The organism is Natronobacterium gregoryi SP2 (genome assembly GCF_000230715.2).
Lineage (GTDB): Archaea > Halobacteriota > Halobacteria > Halobacteriales > Natrialbaceae > Natronobacterium > Natronobacterium gregoryi.
The window spans coordinates 1,446,604-1,464,232 of the sequence record NC_019792.1; the positions used below are offsets into that span (position 1 = coordinate 1,446,604).

Genomic DNA, 17,629 nt, shown 5'->3' on the forward strand with positions numbered 1-17,629 from the left:
GAAGGTGGCCTCTCGGGCCGTCACTCTCCTCTCGACACCTGCGTGTCCACCTCCCGGTGTACGTACACGATCGGGTAGCGGAACGAGAACGACCTAATAAACCAATTATTGCTATATCAAACTGGCTGACGTTGGCGGGGCGTTCGACTTCGACAGACGTACCGTGGTCGGTTCCCGCGTCTCTCCTTCGAACGCCGGTGTCAGTCATGTCTGGCGCAACTGCGACCCAAAGCGGGCACACCGAGAGATCGAGACAACACTCCGTGGGAACACCGAGCCAGAAATACGCCCGGCTCTCACCGACGAGAGGGCGATACACCTCGCTTCGATGGCATCGTCGAGACGATTCACGAACCACGTACCGGACAGCACAGCTATTCGGCGTCGACAGTGGCGTCATCGAAGAAGCCACCACGTCCGTCGGCGTTCGTCGCTCGAGCGGTCAGGTGAGTTGTTCGCCGGCGATTTCGTCGGCGTGCTCGAGGAACTCGGACTCGCGGCCTTTCGGGACGGTCGCGCCGGCAGCGACGTCGTGACCGCCGCCGTCACCGCCGACGGCTCGCGAGGCCTCACCCATCACGACCGAAAGATCGAGTCCGTTTCGAACGAGGGCGTGCGTTCCGCGAGCCGAGACCTTGAGTTCGACGTCTTCGCCGCCGTCCTCACTCTCGTCCGACTTCTCCGCGAACGCGACGATCGGTTTCGACCGGCTGACGCCGTCGTTGCCCATCGCCATCCCCGCGACGATGCCGACGATCGTCTCACGGATGCGATCGCCCGCGTGGAACCACTGGATGTGCTCCTCGTGGGTGACGCCCTCTCGAGTGACGAGATCGATCCCCGCCGAGAGGTTCCGGCGGTGGTTCCGCAGAAGCGTCCGGGCACGCTCGAGTGCACCCTCGCGGTTGCCGAGACAGACGCCGAGTCCGACGTCGGCGCGTTCGTAGCGGGCGGTCGCGTTCAACAGCGTCGAGAACTCGCTTGCATCCCGGAGTTCCGTCCCGACCGGCTCCTCGCTCAGGACGTACGCCGTACCGACGAGATTGTCGATCTTCTTCGCAGGAACGCCCCGCGAGACGGCTCGCTTGACGAGTGCGCTGGCGACGGTCCGTTTCTCCTCGTTGGTCAGCCCGGACCACCGTCGCCACTCGCCGTCCCGTTTCAACTCGAGATCGAGGTCCTCGAGGAACTGCAAGGCACCGGCCTGGTCGTTCGAGATGCCGGGGATGTGGACGTCGGTGGCGTACTCGAGCAGTTTCGGCAGCGGCCGGGTCTGTTTCCCGTAGAGCGTGAGGTCTTTCCCGGTCTCGAGAACGCCGGCCTCGACGCCTTCCTCGACGATCTCTTCGTTTGCACCCTCGAGTTTCCCGCCGGAGGCCTGCATGTCGCCGACAGCGCCGACGACGGCCAGCGCGGCGAGGTCGCGGTTGTCGGCGCGGGCGGTCGCGCTCGCGGTGCCGCCGTCGGTCGCGACCTCGGGTTCCGAGATGTCGGCGAGTGCTCGTGCGAGGACGTAGCTCGCGCCGGCCCCCGAGAGTTCCGAAGCGCCGTCGATCCCGAACAGGAGTGGGTTGAGATGGTACTCCGTCTCCCGATCCGCGGGCTGGTGGTGGTCCGCGACGACGGGCGTGAAATCACCCGCATCCTCGTGTTCTCCGATGATATCGAGCTGGCCGCTCCCGAAGTCGGTAAAGCAGACGGTGTCGTAGTCGGTCGTCGCAATCGCGGCGATTGCCTCTTCGTCGAGTTGTTTCTCGAAGACCGTCTCGAACGGAATCCCCGCACGCTCGAGTGCCTGGGCGGCGATCGCGGCGCTCGTCAGTCCGTCCGCGTCGATGTGGGAGGCGAGCAACACGCGATCGGCCTCGCACAGTCGGCGCGCACAGCGAGTCGCCCGGCCTTCGAGTTCGGGAATCGGCCCTGCCATCGCTCGAGTGTGGGGCGGCTTCCGGGATAAACGTGCGGACCTCGTCCGGCGAGTGCGAGAAGACGGATCATCCAGCCAAGCTGTCGGCTACGGCTTTATTTCGGCGGTCGTCCTACGGCCGCCCATGAGGGTGGTACGATCACTCACACTCGAGGCAGCGACCACCGAGGCGACGGTCGGTGATCCGGTCACAGTGCGCGTGACGGACGACTTCGGGCGGCCGATTGAGGGGGCGGTCGTGACGAGCGAGTCGATCACCGCTTGGACGGACGAGCGCGGTCGCTGTCAGATCACGTTTCACACGCCGGGGTTTCGAACGCTAAAAGCAGCGCGCTCGCCCGGTGAACGCGTCGCGTACAGGTCCGCTCGGGCGACGCTGCGGGTCGTTCCCGAGGGACGGGTGCCGCTGGCTCGTCGCATCGGTTGACGGCTGGCTCAGTGCTCGTCGTCCGTCTCCTCGAGTGTCTCGTGAGCCAGCGCTTCGAACGTCGCCTCGCTCGCGACGAGGTCGGCTTCGATCCCTTGCTCGCGTGCCGTCTCCGCCGTCGGTTCGCCGATGACGCCGACCGTCGCGTCCTCGAGTCCGGCAAGCACGTCTTCGCGGACGCCGCAAGCGTCGGCTGCCTCGAGGAAGTGTTCGACCGTCAGCGAGGAAGTGAAACAGAGCCCGTCGAGGTCGCCGTCGGCGGCTAGTTCGGCCGATCGGCCGCTCTCCTCTGGTCGAACGAGCCGGTAAAGGACGGTCTCGTGGACGTACGCGCCGGCATCCTCGAGTCCCTCGAGGAGGACGTCGCTGCCGTGATCGCTGCGGGCGACCTCGACGCGTGCGCCGGCGACCTCGTCTTCCAGTGTGGCGACGAGCCCGCTTGAGGTGTACTCCTCGGGGACGACGTCGACCTCGTAGCCGGCCTCGCGGAGCACGTCGGCGGTCGCGGGGCCGATCGCACAGACGGTCGCGTCGCCGGGCTCCCAGCGGGCGTCGGCGACGAGCTCGACGCCCGTCTTGCTCGTCAGGACGACGTAGTCGGCGTCGGTCCGTGGCTCCGCTGCCGTGGGGTCGACCGCCAGCATCGGATCGGGGACGGGTTCGGCACCGAGCGACTCGAGGAGGTCGGTCGCGTCTTCGATCCGTTCGTCGCCGGGGCGGAAGACGGCGATCGTGGGTCGATCGGTCGCACTCACGGTTACTCCCCCTCCGACGGCTCGGCAGTACTCTCGTCGTCTCTCTCCGTTTCCTTCCGGGCGCTTTCGATCAACTCCGCCGCGCCGCGATCTGCCAGGTCGCTCGCGAACTCGCGGGCGGCCTCGGCGTGGCGTTGGACGGACAGATCACGACTCGCGATTACCGACTCCTCGCCATCGCGGTCGAAGACAGTGACGTTCGCGTGGACGTACTCGCCTTGTAGGATCGCGTAGATACCGATCGGGGCGATACAACCGCCGCCGAGTTCCGAGAGCAGCGTGCGCTCGACGGTCGTCTCGACGCGGCTGCGCGGGTGATCGATTGCCTCGCGGATCTCGCGGGCTGTCTCGCCGTCGGCCGCGGTCACCGCCAGTGCACCCTGGCCCGGCGCGGGGACGAACGTTCCCGTCGGCAGCTGCTGGTAGTCGACGTAGTGGGCGAGCCCGCTGCGCTCGAGGCCGACCGCCGCGAGTACGATAGCGTCGTACTCCGTCTCGACTTCGCGACCGAGCGCCTGGCGCTCGAGTTCCGAGAGGTCGTCGAACCACTCGTCGACGGTACGTTCGTACTCGGGTTCGAAATCCTCGTTTCCGGTGTTTCCTTTCCGCTCTTTGTCCGCTTCTGATCGTTTCTGGTGTTCCGCCTGGAGCGTGGGTGCGAGCAACTTCTCGAGACGGGTGTCGACGTTCCCCCGCAGTGGTGCGACCTCGAGGTCGGGTCGTTCCGAGAGCAGTTGTGCTCGGCGGCGCAAACTCGAGGTGCCGACGGTCGCTCCCCGTGGTAGTTGCTCGAGACTCGAGTCGTCGGGCGTCACGAGGGCGTCGCCCGGTCGCCCTCGCTCGGGAACGGCGGCGGTGACGAGGTCGTCGGGCTGTTCGGTCGGCATGTCTTTCATCGAGTGGATCGCGCCGTCGAGGTCGCCCTCGAGGACGCGCTCGTCGAGTTCGCGGACGAACGCCCCGGTCTTCCCCAGTCGGTGGATGAGTTCGTCTCTGATCTGGTCGCCAGTCGTCTCGACGGTCACGAGTTCGACCTCGTACCGGCGGTCCTCCAGGGCCTCCTCGACCAGGCCGGCCTGTCGCCGAGCCAGCGTCGATCCCCGCGTCGCCAGTCGCAACGTCCCACGCGTTCTCATAGTCGGTAGTCGTCGCTTCGGGTATGAAAAGCGCACGCTTGTTCGACGGGCTGTCGGTTAGCCGAGAACGAAGTACGGCAGCGTCCACATCGTCGCGTGGATCACTGCGGGATCACGGAGGTTTCGGGTCTGTTCGTACGCCGTACCGAACGCCAGTCCGGCAACGAGCGTCTCGATCCTTCAGCTAGCGATCCCGACGATCGACTCGCCCCCATCACGAAGAGGACGTGCGTCAACCGCCTCGGGGTCGAGTGGTTCGCGAGAGCGTCGCTCTCTCGTCATCACGAGACGGTGAAGCCGTCTCGGACGACCCCGAGGCTTGTCAGTGGGCGCACCCTCTAACCGAGTAACTCGGTAGGTCTGATACGGTTTGCTGTCAGTCAGTTCCGGCGCGACAGCGAGCCCGCCTGCGGTCGCGCCGGGAAATCGGTACAGCATTCCGTTTGAATCGACCGTTCGCGTTCAACGTCTTTAACTTCAGAGCCAGTTGACTTGTGGCTCGTTCAGAACCAGACTTGAGCCAGTGCTGAACGAGACGCTGCCCGATGTTCCAAGCGGCGTTAGTCCGGTACAGCCACGTCCCAAAGCGGTTGTCCGGTGAATCGGCACAGCCATCCGTATCACGGCGTTCCGATGGCCTGTCGTCGCCGATAGAGGTAGTAGACCGCGAGCAGCGGCTGCAGTGGCGGGACGAAAAGCGAAACGAAAGCGAACGCGAGGTAGACGCCGGGGTTGGGTCGCCAGGAACTGCGTTGTGTACAGACGTAGGCTGCGTCCTGGTGGATCGCGATGGGAAACGCACCGAAGGCGACCGCGCCGGCGAGTCCAACCCCCGTCGTCAACAGGGTCGGTATCGCAAAGAGGACAGCGACCGTCGCTGCCGCGAACCCGACGACCGTCGCCGACAGCGAGGCCGCGACGACGAGCCACCAGCCAGACCGGCCCGCTGGCGTTCCGAACCGGCGATGTCGTCGTGCCAGATAGACGACTGCCGCCGCCGGTGCCCAAACCAGTGCGAACACGGCGTTGAGCCACGGTCGCGGCCGCCAGTTGCCGCCCGCACCCGGCTGGCGTCGAACGCGCCGCGCGTCGAAAAACAGCACCGTCGCAACCCCGAGCGTCAGAACGGTATAGCCGAGAGCAGCCACGATGAGCAGGGCCGGTCGGAGCCCCGGAACGGCGTACTCGAGGTCCTGTAACACGCCAACGACGCCGACACCGACGGCCGGCGGAAAGAGATAACACAGACGCTCGAGGAGACGCGCCCAGCCGATTTCGTCGACGTGCGTTCGCATCGGTGCCTGTGAGGTCCATCGTCGATTCGTCGCCGTCGACCGCACGCCTCGAGGCGGAGGTTGAGACGGGGCAGACGGCTACTCACCGACGTTACAGCGCGTCCTTGTACGCCTCGAGAGTTCGTTCGACGTCGTCTTCGGTGTGGTTGTAGCTGACGAACTGACACTCGAACTGGTTCTGCGAGAGGAACACGTTCTGGTCTTTCATCTGCCCCCAGAAGACGCGCCGCCAGCGGTCGGTTTCGGCGTTTTGCACGTCGGCGGCGTTCGTCGGCGCTTCGCCGTCCCGAGTGAAGATCACCTTGAACATACTGTCGGTGCCGGCGACGGTGTATTCGGGTGCCTGGTCGGCGACGATCTCCTCGAGTCCGCCGCGTAACTGGTCGCCGAGGTCGTTGACGTGATCGTAGACGTCGTTTGCGGCGGCGAACTTGAGCGTCTCGAGGCCGGCGGCCATCGTGACGGGGTGGCCGGAGAAGGTGCCGGCCTGGAAGACCGGGCCGGAGGGGGCGAACTGTTCGATGATTTCGGCGCGACCACCGATCGCGCCGACGGGGAAGCCGCCGCCGACGATCTTGCCGAATGTGGTGATGTCGGGCGTGATGCCGAACTCGCTTTGGGCACAGCCGAGGCCGCCGACGCGGAAGCCGGTGATGACCTCGTCGAAAATGAGGAGCGAGCCGTGTTCCTCGGTGATCTCTCGGAGGAACTCGTGGTAGCCTTCGGCAGGTTCGACGATGCCGTAGTTCCCCAGGATGGGTTCGGTCATCACGGCCGCGATGTCGTCGCCGTGTTCCTCGAAAACCTCGCGGACGGCCTCCTCGTCGTTGAACGGCACCGGGAGGGTGTGTTCGGCGAACGACTGCGGGACGCCGGCCGAAGAGGGTGCGGGATTCTCGTGGTCGCCCTCGACGAGCGTCGACTCCTGTGCGCCGTGGTAGCCGCCCTGGTTGACGACGATCTTGTTCCGGCCCGTGTAACCTCGAGCGAGTCGAACTGCGGAGGTCGTTGCCTCTGTCCCCGAATTGACGAACCGAACCTTCTCGACGCTTGGCACGTGGCGGACGACGAACTCCGCGAGGTCGACCTCGATCTCGGTCGGCGTGCCGTATATCGGCCCCTCGCTGGCTTTCTGCTGGATCGAAGCTTGGACCTGCTCGGGGAGGTCGTGACCCAGCAGCAGCGGTCCGAGCCCCATCACCCAGTCGATATAGCGGTTGCCGTCGGCGTCGACGACGTGGCCGCCGTCACCCTTCTGCACGAAGAAGGGGTACGGCTCGATCGCCGCACGAACGGCCGAGTTGACGCCACCGGGCATGACTGACAGCGCTCTCTCGTACAGGTCACGTGAGTTGTCGTCGTTCATACCCGCCGGTTGGGTCGCGGACGGGAAAGTTGTACCGAGGTTCGATCGAGTCGATCGCTCTCTGCAGGGCCGGTCGACCGAGTCCAGTTCGTCCGGGTCGAGAGTCCGAGGCCGGAATCGGCGTCGAGGACCAGTGATGCAACGTGCCAGCGGCCTCGGCGAGCAGGTGTATCGGTCGATCGGCGTCCGACTCGTCACGGAGGAACCGCTCACAGAGAGTCGTCCGTGCAGTCCTACGGCCTCGAGACAGCCGACAGGAATCCCGATCGAGCCGGCTGTGAGAGAAGAGAAAAATATCCGGCGAAAACGGGACACGGCGTCTAAACCGGTTTTCCGCGGTTCGTTCCGTCTCGTCGGTACCGAACCAAGTCACACGGCATCGGAACCGCGCTTGCCGGTCCGGATCTGGCAGGCGTCCTCGATCGACTGGACGAAGATCTTGCCGTCGCCCGGTTCGCCGGTGTTGGCGGCCTCTCGGATGGCATCGACGACCTCGGCGGCAGAGACGTCCGCGACGACGCACTCGACCTTGACTTTCTGGTGAAGATCGACCGTGTACTCCTCGCCACGCCACTGGCCTTTCTTGGCGGGCTGGGAGCCACGTCCCGAGACATTCGTGACCGTCAGCGAGGGGGCACCGATCGCCGCGAGTTCCGTCTTGACCGCTCCGAGGCGGTCGGGACGGACGATCGCGCTAATTAGCTTGATCCCGCCGTCGTTCGGTTCGCCACCATCCGCGCGGGCGACGGTCGTTCCGCCGTCGGTCGCCACGTCGGGCTTGCCGAATTCGGGGTAGGTGTCGACGCCGTGTTCGGCGACGTCCAGGCCGTCGCGTTCGTGGTCGGGCGTGACTCGAGCCTGTCCGACTGCTTTGAACGCACCCCAGACGGCGGCGGTCGCGGCGACCGTCCAGATCGTGATGACGGCGACGCCGACGATCTGGGGGACAAACGCGCTCGCTTCGACCGAGAGGATGCCGCCAGCGACGAGGCCGCTCCCGACGGCCGTCCCCTCGATCGACCAGAGCGGGTAGAGGATCAGGCCGAGCATCCCCGCGCTGCCGTGGACGGGGAAGACCGCACAGACGTCGTCGATCTCGAGTCGTTGTTCGACGAACCGGAAGACGACTGGAAGCTGTGCGCCGGCGAGGAAGCCGATGGCGATCGCTCCCATCGGCGTGATGAGATCGGTCGGTCCGGTGACGCCGACGAGGCCCGCGAGCATGCCGTTTGCGACGTACAGCGTATCGACCTTGCCGGTGGTGTAAAGCGAGACGGTCGAGGCACCGATCGCACCCAGACCCATCCCAAGGGCGGTGACCATCGCGACGCTTCCGACGTAGTCGAAGTCGGCCAACTCGAGGGTTCCGGGGTCGATCACGGTGGCGGCAGTACCGACGTTGAAGCCGAACCAGCCGAAACAGAGGATAAGGGTCCCGAGGACGGCGAAGGTCAGCGAGTGACCTGGGATGACGTTGACGCTCCCGTCTGCGCCGTACTTGTCCATGCGAGCGCCGAGGATCCACGCGGCCGTGAGACCGGCGACGCCGCCGACGCCGTGGACGACCATCCCGCCAGCGAAGTCGGAAAAGCCGAACGCGGCCAGAATCGGCGTCCCGCCGGGCGCGTACCAGACCAGCGCCGCGACGACCGGGTAGATCACCGCCGCCAGCAGGAAGGTGTAGGTGACGTACGCGCGCAGTTTCGCACGCCCTGCCACGGCACCAGAGACGATGGTGGCAGCGGTCATCGCAAACACCGCGCTGAAGAGCCACATCGCCCAGTCGAACGATCCCTCGCCGAACATCGTCAGCGAGCTACTCTCGCCGCCGCCCAGCACCGAACCGACGTTGTTCGAGATCCCCATTCCGATCACGAAGAAGACGCCGATGCCGACCGCCCAGGTCAGCATGTTCTTCGTCAGCTGGTTCGCGACGTTCTTCGAGCGGACCTGCCCCGCCTCGAGCATCGCGAAGCCGGCGTGCATGAAGAAAATGAGGAAGGTGACGGTCAACGCCCACAGCAGGTTCATCCCCGTCGCGAGCGACTCGAGGTCGCCGGTCGTGACCTCGAGGGCGACTGGTTCGATCATTCACTTGCCTCCGTCGATCCCGGGCTCTCCACCCATTCCGAGTATTTCGGACGTTCGTATAGCGACGCGACCTCGAACAACACGTGCGTATTCCGGATCACGGTTTACCGGGACGGAAGGACCAGATATAAGGTTTAGCGTTGGTGTTCGTCTAAAATTACCCTATAATAGGCCAGTTCGTGAAAATCTAGAGTCAATATAAGTAGTATAAGGTGGACGATGTCCGGGAACAACTGCCGTTCGTGGCCCACAACTGGACGGACGGCAACTCCTCACTCGCACTGGAATTGCCGTGGACGTCGTTTCGACCCCCGTTTTCGGGTGGTATCGCTTGCACGCGCCACTCGTTACCACGCAATCAGTTCGCTCACGCCGTCGCTGGACGGTCGTCAGAATCGCGTCGGTTCCCTACTCGAGTGCGTCGGCGACGTCCTCGGCGAAGTAGGTCAGAATCAGATCTGCGCCCGCACGCTTGATCGACAGTAGCGACTCGAGGGCCACCCCCTCGAGCTCGAGCCAGCCCTTCTCGGCGGCGGCGTGAAGCATGGCATACTCGCCGGAGACGTTGTAGGCGGCGACGGGGTGGTCGAACTCTCGGCGGACGTCGGCGACGATATCGAGGTACGGCAGGGCGGGTTTGACCATCAGCACGTCGGCACCCTGTTCGACGTCGAGTGCGACCTCGCGGACGGCCTCCCGTCGGTTTGCGGGGTCCATCTGATAGTGTCGCCGGTCGCCGAACGAGGGCGCACCGTCGGCAGCGTCCCGGAACGGGCCGTAGAACGCGCTCTCGTACTTGGCCGCGTAGCTCATGATCGGGACGTGGTCGTACCCCTCCCGGTCGAGTGCCGAGCGGATCGCTCCGACCATCCCGTCCATCATCCCGCTGGGGGCGACCATGTCCGCGCCGGCCGCGGCGTGGGAGACGGCGATCCGCTCGAGGCTCTCGAGGGTGGCGTCGTTGTCGACGGTCGTCGTCGCCTCGTCGTGGGCGTCGAGTCCGTCCTCGAGCGTGCCACAGTGGCCGTGGTCGGTATACTCGCAGAGACAGACGTCGGTGACGACGTAGGCGTCGGTCTCGGCAGTGATCTGTCGGGTCGCCTTCTGGATCACGCCGTCCTCGGCCCAGGCGCGGGTGCCCTCGGGGTCTTTCGACTCCGGAATCCCGAACAGCATGACGGCCTCGACGCCGGTCTCGAGGACGTCCTCGACGCGGGAGACGGCGTCCTCGAGCGGGACACGCTCGTGACCGGGCATCGACTCGATCGGCTGTCGCTCGTCCGTCGTCGCGTCGACGAACACCGGGGCGATGAGATCCGTCGACTCGAGGCCCGTCTCGCTGACGAGCCCGCGAACGCCGTCCTGTCGGAGCCGTCGCGGACGATGTGTGAGATCCATACCGGGTCCTACTAACGACAGGGCCAAAAGGGGTGCGTTCGCGGGAGCGGGCGTCGACGACGACCATCATATCACTCCGCCAGCGACGTATCGTAGCCTCTCGAAGGCGGTCACCGCGGCTGGTCACGAAGCGTTTCCTCGATCGCCTCGAGTTCGGCTTTCCGAAACGGGCGGTCGGCGCTGTCCGGATCGTCGTCCAGACCGTCAATCGTCGAGCGAATGCCCGCACGCATCTCTGCCTTCGGTGGGAAGGGATTCGTTTCGACGTCGTGGTCCAGAGCCTCACAGATCGCAGCGAGGGACTCTTTCGTGAAACCGGTCGATTCGATACGCTCGTATCGACCGACAGCGACGCGAATCTCGTTTCGGAGGTCGTCGACGGTTCGTGTCACGCACTCACGAACGGAGAGAGCCGCCCTGTAGCTTCCGGTCGGCCGAAAGCCCTACCACCGTCCGAAGGGGGAGACGTCTTCGAACGCGGCCGCGACGCGCTCGAGGGCAGTTCCCGACTCTCCCTCGTCTGTGAGTGAGAGGGCGAGCGCGGTTTGCAGCCGCGCCTTCCAGGGCGGAAAGTCGCCGCCGGAGACCGCACCGGCCGCTTCCAGCGTCGCTCCACCGCCGGGGCCACCGTAGAGCCCGGCGGTCGTCCCGTCGTGACACCGCGAGGTCTGGACCACTGGAACGCCAGCGTCGATCGCACCCTCGAGTGCCTCGCCCAGGCCGGCGGTCGCGTTCCCGAGCCCGGTGCCAGCGAGAACGAAGCCGTCGACGCCGTCCTCGAGTGCGCGGTCGACCTACCGCCCGTCGACACCCATCGCGTTCGTGACGATTTCGACGCGGACGGCGGGATCGATTCGGGCGCCGGGAACCGGCTCCGCGTAGCGACGGGGCTCGTGCAGCAGTCGCAGGCCATTCGGTGACAGTTCGGCGACTGGTCCCGCCGTCGGCGACGTGAACGTCTCGAGTTTGCTCGTGTTGCGCTTGCCGACCCAGCGGGCGGCATAGACGCGATCGTTGAACGCGAGGTAGGTGCCGCCGGACTCGCGGAACTGCTCGTGTGTTACGGCCCGGACCGCGGTGACGAGGTTCGAAGGGCCGTCGGCACCGAACCGGTCGAACAGTCGCTGTGCACCGGTGTAGGCTACCGGCAGGTCGCGTTCGTCTCGCCCATCTGGAATCCCGGGAGCTGACAGACTTCCGCGACCTCGAGGCTCGCGTAGTCGGCGAGTTCTGGAACGATCGCGACGAGGTCGTCGCCCGAATCGCCCGTGCTCGCGATCGTACCACCGGTGCTCAGAATGCGAACCGTCGGCATACGCTCCCGATCGGTTCGCGGCCTCAAAGTCTTCGTGGACTCGTTGCCGCCGCTGTCGAGATCAATATCCTCATTTGCCGGGACTGTCGAGGGGCAAGTGAACCGTCGTATTACGAGAGAACAGATGACTGGAATCCGACTCGAGGGCGACGGCCCGAACGAGATCGAGCGTGGTGACGAGTGACGATGATGCGCTGGCGATACAGCGAGACCGTACTCGCACTGTGTACGCTCGCGTTCTTCGCGACGATGGTCGGCAGGCTGGCGATCAGCCCGGTCGTCCCTCTCGTCATCGAAGACTTCGAGGTCTCGAACTCACTGGTCGGGATCGCCCTGACGGGGATGTGGATGGCCTACTTCCTCTCGCAGTTTCCCAGCGGCCTGCTTGCCGACCGTCACGGCGAGCGGCCGATCATCCTCGTGGCCGTCGGCGGAACCGCCGTTGCAAGTCTCTTCCTTGCAGTCGCACCGCTTTTCACGGTCTTTCTGATCGGTACCATCCTCCTCGGTGCCGTTGCTGGCCTCCACTACAGCGTCGCGACCACTCTGCTCACCCGGACCTACGACGAGATCGGCACGGCGATCGGCATTCACAACAGCGGCGGCCCGCTCGCAGGACTGATCGCGCCCCCAATCGCCGCCTGGATCGGCGTTCAGTACGGCTGGCGGCCTGCGGTCGCCGTCGGGACGGCTATCGCCGTTCCCGTCTTCGTCCTGTTTGCCTGGCGCGTGCGTGAAACCGAACCGCGCCGACCCGACGAACGCGTACGCGAACGACTCGAACTCGAGCCGGTCGTCGAGTTGCTTTCGCGGCCGAAGATCGCGTTTCCGATCGTGCTGGCGATCCTCGCCGCGTTCGTCTGGCAGGCAACGTCTTCGTTCCTGCCGACGTTTCTCGTCGAGCACCGCGAGCAGTCGCCCGAACTCGCCGGTCTCGTCTTCGCCGGCTACTTCGTCGTCCAGGCGGTCACGCAAGTCGGCGTCGGTGCGATCTCGGATCGGTACGGCCGGGATCTGGCGACGGCGGGCTGTATGGTCCTGGCATCGGCTGGGTTCGCCATGCTGGTCCTCGTCCCGGGGACGCTCGCACTCGCCGTCGCTGTCGTACTCGTCGGCACCGGACTCGGCTGGGGGGCCGCGCTCTTGCCACGCTTTATGGACGTACTGGGAGACGAGGAACGCGGTGCCGGGTTCGGGCTCGTCCGAACTGTCTACGGGTTCGTCGGAGCCCTGGGATCGGTCTGTACGGGACTGTTGGCCGATCTCTTCGGCTGGGGCGTCTCCTTTGCCGTCCTGAGCGCGTTGCTCGCGATCGTCTTGCTCGCGTTGCTCCTCAACTGGGCGCTATCGCTGGGCTACTGATCGTCTCGCAGCCGCGGTATACGGGGGTCCAGCATTCGAGCGCTCACGTCGACCCGACGACCGCCGCGAGCGCCACTCGCGGATCACTGGCGTTTTCTCGAGTCTGCCGACCGCAACGAAAACTGCCCGCTCGAGCGCCAAGCGGCCCATCGTCGATGCCACAGACTGGTTCGAGTCCGTACATTTAAGTCCTCGTCGACCGTTTACATCTGTTAGCAATGGCCATAGATCCGCAGTTTCACGAAAACCGCGAGAACGTCGACGAACACGAGGGACACACCGTTTGGGGCCCAGTCGACGAGCCCGAGCAGCTGGGTATCCACGGGACCCACGTCGCGGTGGACTTCGACCTTTGTATCGCGGACGGTGCCTGTCTCGAAGACTGTCCGGTAGACGTCTTCGAGTGGGTCGAGACGCCAGGCCACCCCGAAAGCGAGGAGAAGGCCGATCCGGTCAACGAAGCCCAATGTATCGACTGCATGCTCTGTGTCGACGTCTGCCCAGTCGACGCAATCGACGTCGACGCGGGTCGAACAGCCTGAGACGGGGTACCGTCAGTCAGTGCCGGTGTCATCGCGCCCCCGAAGCGGCCACACCGGCAAGTCGGTACAGCGATCCGCACGAACCGGTCGAAGAAAGCCGTGCTTACTCGGCTCGATCGACATCGACTTCTTCTTTGAGCGTTTCGAGACCGTCTGCCTCGGCGAGTTCCTGCAACCGCTCCCGGAAGTGCTCTTCGCAGAGTCCGACCTTCAGACCGCCGGACTCCGCTGCGAAGGCGGCTTCGCGGTCGCAGTAGTGGCAGTTCATGACCGCGAATACGAACCCGAAGACATTGAACCCTGCGCTATCAGTTGATAGTGTCACCGTCTTATGACGGGTGAAGTTCGAGGCACTGATACGCTTCACGCGAGAGACCAGAAACACCAACTTCGCCTCCGTGAGCGTCGCTACCACCGGTGGCGAGGAGATCGTAGCGGTCGATCGTCCGTTCGATCGGCTCGAGATCGACTTCGCGACCATATGGATACTGGAGTTCGACGGCGTCGAGTTCGCCTGCTCGCTCGAGTGCGAACTCGGGATCGGGGTATCGAAGTGGATGTGCGAGCGCGACAAGCTGTGAGGCGTCCGCGAGTATCTCCCGGCCGCGTTCGAAGGAGGGGACGTTCCGGGGGACAAAGCACGGGCCGTCACTCCCGATGAGGTCGTCGAACGCGTCCTCGTAGTCGTACTCGACGTCCGGGTGGTCGTCGATCGCTCGAGCGACGTGTGGGCGGCCGAACCCGTCGGTGACAGTGACGCCAAGGTCGACAGCCAGCCGATTCTCGACGCGGTCGACGATAGCGTGCCCGCGTTCGATGCGATCCTGCTGGATTCGGTCGACGAGTGCCTCGAGGTCGACCGTCGGCTCGACACCGTAGCCGAGCAGATCGACGCGCGGTCCCGGTTCCGGTCGTTCTCCCGGCGGTGCGGGCTCGTCGTTGGCGTCGATCTCGACGCGGAGTTCGATCCCGTTGACGATCGTCACGTCGTCGTCCTCGACGATCGGCTCCGCGACCGGTTGTAGTCGATCGTGGTCGGTGAGTGCAACGACGTCCACGCCAGCACGACGCGCCGCGGCCGGCACCTCAGACCGCTCGAGGCTGCCGTCGGAGCGCGTCGTGTGAACGTGGAGATCGGCGTATGGCATGGTTTACTCGAGCGGATCTGCCCCTAAATGTGTTTCCAGTGTCGCCTTTCGGATCGACCTCTCGAAGGAACCTCTAGCAGTATTAGGTATGGAGTCAGCCTAGAGATCGTTTATGCACAATGTTTATAATCATTGTTCACGGAAGACTTCTCGTAATGCTGCTCAACGGCACTGGCGAAGTCATCGACGACTACGAGTATCCCGCAACCACCGACGAACTGATCGCGGAACACGGTGACCGCGTCCTCGAGCTCCCAAACGGCTCCGAAGCGGTGGGTGACGTACTCGCCCGTCTCGAGTCCGAGACGTTTGAAACTCCCGAGGACGCCCGATTCGCGATCTACGCTGCCGTAAGCGACAAGGCGGTCGGCCGGGTTGGGTACAGCGACCGCGATCCGACGCCGGTCGGGAGCCCCTACAGACCCGACGCACTGTCGTTTTGATTCGCCAGCCGTCTTTTCAACTCGCGTTGTGCGGACCATCGCGTTCGACCGTCCACTGCTTCGGTTTACTGTAGTCAATTACCACCGATCGCCGCCCCGTTCTGACGACCGGCGGCAACGAGTGGCGGGCCACGCCTGCACTGCGGGGCCGAATCTGGCGGTGTGGCTCGATTCGACCCGTCAGTCGACGGTTGGGACGGTACTAGTGCTTTGGCAAGCCTGAACGGATGAGTGAAACCGAATGCGGTCGTCTGGGTTCACGCATCAGTCGACGCTTGGCGGAGTACTAGTGACGGCCATCCGCATCACGCACTGATCGTGGTGCGGCCGGACGACGCAGCATGCACTGGTCGACAGTGACGACGGGAGTCGTCGATACAGTGGCCGCTTACTGGAAAGTACTTTCTAGTGACACTAATTCTCCGCCCGGTATGGCGTCTCGGAAGCCACGAGTCGAGCGCCGACGACGGCCTCGGGCATTGTACCGTTGGCCACCACTGGTAATTATCTTTCACATGACACTGGGAGCGGCCAGAAGTACTACTATCAAGAAGCGACGACCTGCGGTTGCATCGGCGGATCGACGACCCACTAATGGCCGAACCCACGCCCATCCAAGTCGGTATTTCGGAGTACGATTTCTCGACGGACGGCCGTCCGTTAGTGACGAATGGGGTTGGGTCGTGCGTCGTCGTCGTGCTCGTCGACGACAAAGCGTCAGTCAGTGGTATGCTACACTTCATGTTGCCAGAGTCCCGCCAGACTGGCAACAGAGACCACGACGCGAAGTTTGCGGATACGGGAATCGAGGAGATGATCGCTGCCTTCGAAGCTCACGGCGGTCGGCTGACTCGAGCCTGGGCCAAACTCGCCGGCGGAGCCAGCATGTTCGATTTCGACGGCTTCGACGTCCCAATCGGCGAGCAAAACGTCGAGGCAGCCCGCGACATCCTCGCGGCGCAGGACGTTCCGCTCCGGGCTACTGACGTCGGCGGCAACGAGGGACGACAGGTGACGTTCGAACCGTCCTCCGGTGACCTGCTCGTCAAGACTGCCGATGGCGGCGTCCGTCGGCTGTAGTAGCGTTCCCGACCCAAACTGCTGACCGAGATCAAAAGACAGCGTCGGGGTCTACGTCGGTTTCTCCAGCGCGTTTGACGAGTAGTTCGTCGAGTGCCGTCTCGAGTTCGCCACTCTGGGGCAACGCAAACAGTCGGCACTGCAACGTTTTGCTATCGCCAGTACAGATCGTCGAGTCGAGCATGAACGCGTACTCCTCGGACCGTGCGATATCCGCGATGATCGGGCTCACGATCGACGAACTCATGTCCGCGACGAACTCGGGCGGCGAGTGTCTGATCGACGTCTCGAGGACGTTCGCCCAGCCGTCGATGAAGCCACTGGCGATCACGTTACAGAGTTCCTCGAGCGCACTCCGTTCCTGATCGGTCCACTCGCCCTCGCTCTCGATCGACAGCAATGCGTCGACGGCGGTGCGGGCAGCAGCCGGATCGAACAAGATCGCGAGATAGCCACTCGGCGTTCCGCTGTACTCGACAGCGGTCCCCACCCGCCGCTCGTCGCTCACGTGAGCAGGGATGTCCGCGATCGGGACGAAACTCAGCCGGTTGACCTCGACGCCCGTCGTGAGACCCGTCATCGTCGTAATGTTGTCGGCAGCCTTCGTCGCGCCTCGCTCAGTCATCTCGGTGAAGACCTCGAGTTTCTCCCGAGAAATGCCGCCGTCCCCCCGGTTCTCGAGGATTCGCTCGAGCGAGTCGATATCCGGGAATAAGAGCATGTGAAAGTCGACACTGTCGTCGACAGCTTCGACGCAATTTCGAAAGACGAAGGCATATTCGTTCGAGCCAGCGGCGAGTTCCGGAAGGACGCCGGTCCCGGTCCCTTCGACGTACTCCGGCGGCGAGACGTCGACGCTCGTATCGAGGTGGTCTGCCCAGCCGCCGATGAAGCCGTTGACCATGATGTTCCCGACCTCGAGGATCGCACTTTCGGTGAGTTGCTCGTCCGCACTGGGGACGAGGTTGCTCGTGATCATCTCCCGACCCTCGTCGTCGAAGACGAGTACTGTCTCACCGGAGAGTGGTTCGCCAGAAGCGACCTCGACGCCAGCGAACTCCCGACCAGCGAACTCATACTGGAGGTCCGCCGCCGACAGCAACGACACGTCAGTCACTTCGACGCGGGTTTCGATGCCCGCCAGTTCCGAGAGTGCATCCGCGGCTGACTCGGCACCTTCTTTCGCGAGTTCGTTGTAAGTCTTCAGCGAGTGGATATCGATTTCCATGACCTCTCCTCCGAACGCGCCGGTTGCCCGGAGCACGTTTCATATCTAGATAAATCGATTCATCTATCTTTCGGGCGATCGAGATCACGTCGCCCGAACTGCCGTAGTACTACTAT

At 64.4% G+C, this 17,629-nt stretch carries 17 protein-coding genes and 1 pseudogene; 5 read left to right on the forward strand and 13 right to left on the reverse strand.

What is annotated here, in order from left to right; all coding sequences use genetic code 11:
• Window positions 1-442 precede the first annotated feature (442 nt).
• Window positions 443-1,927 (reverse strand): DHH family phosphoesterase, encoded by a 1,485-nt coding sequence (locus tag NATGR_RS07075; protein WP_005578962.1) that lies wholly within the window; start codon window positions 1,925-1,927, stop codon window positions 443-445.
• 124 nt (window positions 1,928-2,051) lie between these two features.
• Between NATGR_RS07075 and NATGR_RS07080 the strand changes: the two genes are divergently transcribed.
• Window positions 2,052-2,354, forward strand: coding sequence for an Ig-like domain-containing protein (locus tag NATGR_RS07080; protein ID WP_015233426.1), 303 nt, complete (start codon window positions 2,052-2,054; stop codon window positions 2,352-2,354).
• Window positions 2,355-2,362: 8 nt separating this feature from the next.
• On the opposite strand, the gene NATGR_RS07085 is transcribed toward NATGR_RS07080, so the two are convergent.
• From NATGR_RS07085 to NATGR_RS07130, 8 genes and pseudogenes are all read right to left on the reverse strand, one after another.
• The gene (locus tag NATGR_RS07085; RefSeq protein WP_005578957.1) at window positions 2,363-3,109 is read right to left on the reverse strand and encodes a uroporphyrinogen-III synthase; all 747 of its coding nucleotides are present in this window, start codon (window positions 3,107-3,109) and stop codon (window positions 2,363-2,365) included.
• Between the two features lie 2 nt (window positions 3,110-3,111).
• On the reverse strand, window positions 3,112-4,245 hold the full coding sequence (gene hemC / locus NATGR_RS07090) for a hydroxymethylbilane synthase (protein WP_005578954.1): 1,134 nt from the start codon (window positions 4,243-4,245) through the stop codon (window positions 3,112-3,114).
• A 620-nt stretch (window positions 4,246-4,865) separates the two neighbouring features.
• Entirely contained in the window at window positions 4,866-5,540 is a 675-nt protein-coding gene (locus tag NATGR_RS07100) for a hypothetical protein (RefSeq protein WP_005578950.1), read from the reverse strand.
• Between the two features lie 91 nt (window positions 5,541-5,631).
• Window positions 5,632-6,906 (reverse strand): glutamate-1-semialdehyde 2,1-aminomutase, encoded by a 1,275-nt coding sequence (gene hemL, locus NATGR_RS07105; RefSeq protein ID WP_005578947.1) that lies wholly within the window; start codon window positions 6,904-6,906, stop codon window positions 5,632-5,634.
• Between the two features lie 369 nt (window positions 6,907-7,275).
• Window positions 7,276-8,997, reverse strand: a complete 1,722-nt coding sequence (locus tag NATGR_RS07115) for an ammonium transporter (protein WP_005578943.1) — start codon at window positions 8,995-8,997, stop codon at window positions 7,276-7,278.
• A 408-nt stretch (window positions 8,998-9,405) separates the two neighbouring features.
• Window positions 9,406-10,395, reverse strand: coding sequence for a porphobilinogen synthase (gene hemB, locus NATGR_RS07120; RefSeq protein ID WP_005578941.1), 990 nt, complete (start codon window positions 10,393-10,395; stop codon window positions 9,406-9,408).
• A 110-nt stretch (window positions 10,396-10,505) separates the two neighbouring features.
• The gene (locus NATGR_RS07125; RefSeq protein WP_005578939.1) at window positions 10,506-10,787 is read right to left on the reverse strand and encodes a hypothetical protein; all 282 of its coding nucleotides are present in this window, start codon (window positions 10,785-10,787) and stop codon (window positions 10,506-10,508) included.
• A gap of 51 nt (window positions 10,788-10,838) precedes the next feature.
• Window positions 10,839-11,710, reverse strand: a pseudogene (locus NATGR_RS07130) (asparaginase).
• Window positions 11,711-11,896: 186 nt separating this feature from the next.
• On the opposite strand from NATGR_RS07130, the gene NATGR_RS07135 reads away from it, so the two are divergent.
• Window positions 11,897-13,072 (forward strand): MFS transporter, encoded by a 1,176-nt coding sequence (locus tag NATGR_RS07135; protein WP_015233427.1) that lies wholly within the window; start codon window positions 11,897-11,899, stop codon window positions 13,070-13,072.
• Between the two features lie 43 nt (window positions 13,073-13,115).
• Here NATGR_RS07135 and NATGR_RS19345 read toward each other — a convergent pair whose 3' ends face one another.
• Window positions 13,116-13,256 carry a hypothetical protein gene (locus NATGR_RS19345; RefSeq protein ID WP_155897275.1) on the reverse strand — a complete coding sequence of 47 codons (141 nt, stop codon included), beginning with the start codon at window positions 13,254-13,256 and terminating at the stop codon, window positions 13,116-13,118.
• A 34-nt stretch (window positions 13,257-13,290) separates the two neighbouring features.
• Between NATGR_RS19345 and NATGR_RS07140 the strand changes: the two genes are divergently transcribed.
• Window positions 13,291-13,614: a 4Fe-4S dicluster domain-containing protein gene (locus tag NATGR_RS07140; RefSeq protein WP_005578930.1), complete on the forward strand. Its 324-nt coding sequence runs from the start codon at window positions 13,291-13,293 to the stop codon at window positions 13,612-13,614.
• 103 nt (window positions 13,615-13,717) lie between these two features.
• Here NATGR_RS07140 and NATGR_RS19350 read toward each other — a convergent pair whose 3' ends face one another.
• Window positions 13,718-13,882, reverse strand: coding sequence for a DUF6757 family protein (locus tag NATGR_RS19350; protein WP_005578928.1), 165 nt, complete (start codon window positions 13,880-13,882; stop codon window positions 13,718-13,720).
• Between the two features lie 61 nt (window positions 13,883-13,943).
• Entirely contained in the window at window positions 13,944-14,762 is an 819-nt protein-coding gene (locus tag NATGR_RS07145) for a PHP domain-containing protein (protein WP_005578927.1), read from the reverse strand.
• A gap of 155 nt (window positions 14,763-14,917) precedes the next feature.
• Between NATGR_RS07145 and NATGR_RS07150 the strand changes: the two genes are divergently transcribed.
• Both NATGR_RS07150 and NATGR_RS07155 read left to right on the forward strand, forming a co-directional pair.
• Window positions 14,918-15,205 carry a DUF5789 family protein gene (locus NATGR_RS07150; protein ID WP_005578925.1) on the forward strand — a complete coding sequence of 96 codons (288 nt, stop codon included), beginning with the start codon at window positions 14,918-14,920 and terminating at the stop codon, window positions 15,203-15,205.
• Between the two features lie 741 nt (window positions 15,206-15,946).
• A complete protein-coding gene (locus NATGR_RS07155) occupies window positions 15,947-16,285 on the forward strand; it encodes a chemotaxis protein CheD (protein WP_231990823.1) in 339 nt (112 codons plus the stop codon).
• A 31-nt stretch (window positions 16,286-16,316) separates the two neighbouring features.
• Here the strand turns inward: NATGR_RS07155 and NATGR_RS07160 are convergent, their stop codons facing one another.
• A complete protein-coding gene (locus NATGR_RS07160) occupies window positions 16,317-17,513 on the reverse strand; it encodes a chemotaxis protein CheC (protein ID WP_049887854.1) in 1,197 nt (398 codons plus the stop codon).
• Window positions 17,514-17,629 lie beyond the last annotated feature (116 nt).

Bases quoted from the DNA above. Each gene is read 5' to 3' on its own strand.
- NATGR_RS07075 (WP_005578962.1), bottom strand. From the start codon at position 1,927: ATGGCAGGGCCGATTCCCGAACTCGAAGGCCGGGCGACTCGCTGTGCG.
- NATGR_RS07080 (WP_015233426.1), top strand. From the start codon at position 2,052: ATGAGGGTGGTACGATCACTCACACTCGAGGCAGCGACCACCGAGGCG.
- hemC (WP_005578954.1), bottom strand. From the start codon at position 4,245: ATGAGAACGCGTGGGACGTTGCGACTGGCGACGCGGGGATCGACGCTG.
- NATGR_RS07100 (WP_005578950.1), bottom strand. From the start codon at position 5,540: ATGCGAACGCACGTCGACGAAATCGGCTGGGCGCGTCTCCTCGAGCGT.
- hemL (WP_005578947.1), bottom strand. From the start codon at position 6,906: ATGAACGACGACAACTCACGTGACCTGTACGAGAGAGCGCTGTCAGTC.
- NATGR_RS07115 (WP_005578943.1), bottom strand. From the start codon at position 8,997: ATGATCGAACCAGTCGCCCTCGAGGTCACGACCGGCGACCTCGAGTCG.
- hemB (WP_005578941.1), bottom strand. From the start codon at position 10,395: ATGGATCTCACACATCGTCCGCGACGGCTCCGACAGGACGGCGTTCGC.
- NATGR_RS07135 (WP_015233427.1), top strand. From the start codon at position 11,897: ATGATGCGCTGGCGATACAGCGAGACCGTACTCGCACTGTGTACGCTC.
- NATGR_RS19345 (WP_155897275.1), bottom strand. From the start codon at position 13,256: ATGTACGGACTCGAACCAGTCTGTGGCATCGACGATGGGCCGCTTGGC.
- NATGR_RS07140 (WP_005578930.1), top strand. From the start codon at position 13,291: ATGGCCATAGATCCGCAGTTTCACGAAAACCGCGAGAACGTCGACGAA.
- NATGR_RS19350 (WP_005578928.1), bottom strand. From the start codon at position 13,882: ATGAACTGCCACTACTGCGACCGCGAAGCCGCCTTCGCAGCGGAGTCC.
- NATGR_RS07145 (WP_005578927.1), bottom strand. From the start codon at position 14,762: ATGCCATACGCCGATCTCCACGTTCACACGACGCGCTCCGACGGCAGC.
- NATGR_RS07150 (WP_005578925.1), top strand. From the start codon at position 14,918: ATGCTGCTCAACGGCACTGGCGAAGTCATCGACGACTACGAGTATCCC.
- NATGR_RS07155 (WP_231990823.1), top strand. From the start codon at position 15,947: ATGTTGCCAGAGTCCCGCCAGACTGGCAACAGAGACCACGACGCGAAG.
- NATGR_RS07160 (WP_049887854.1), bottom strand. From the start codon at position 17,513: ATGGAAATCGATATCCACTCGCTGAAGACTTACAACGAACTCGCGAAA.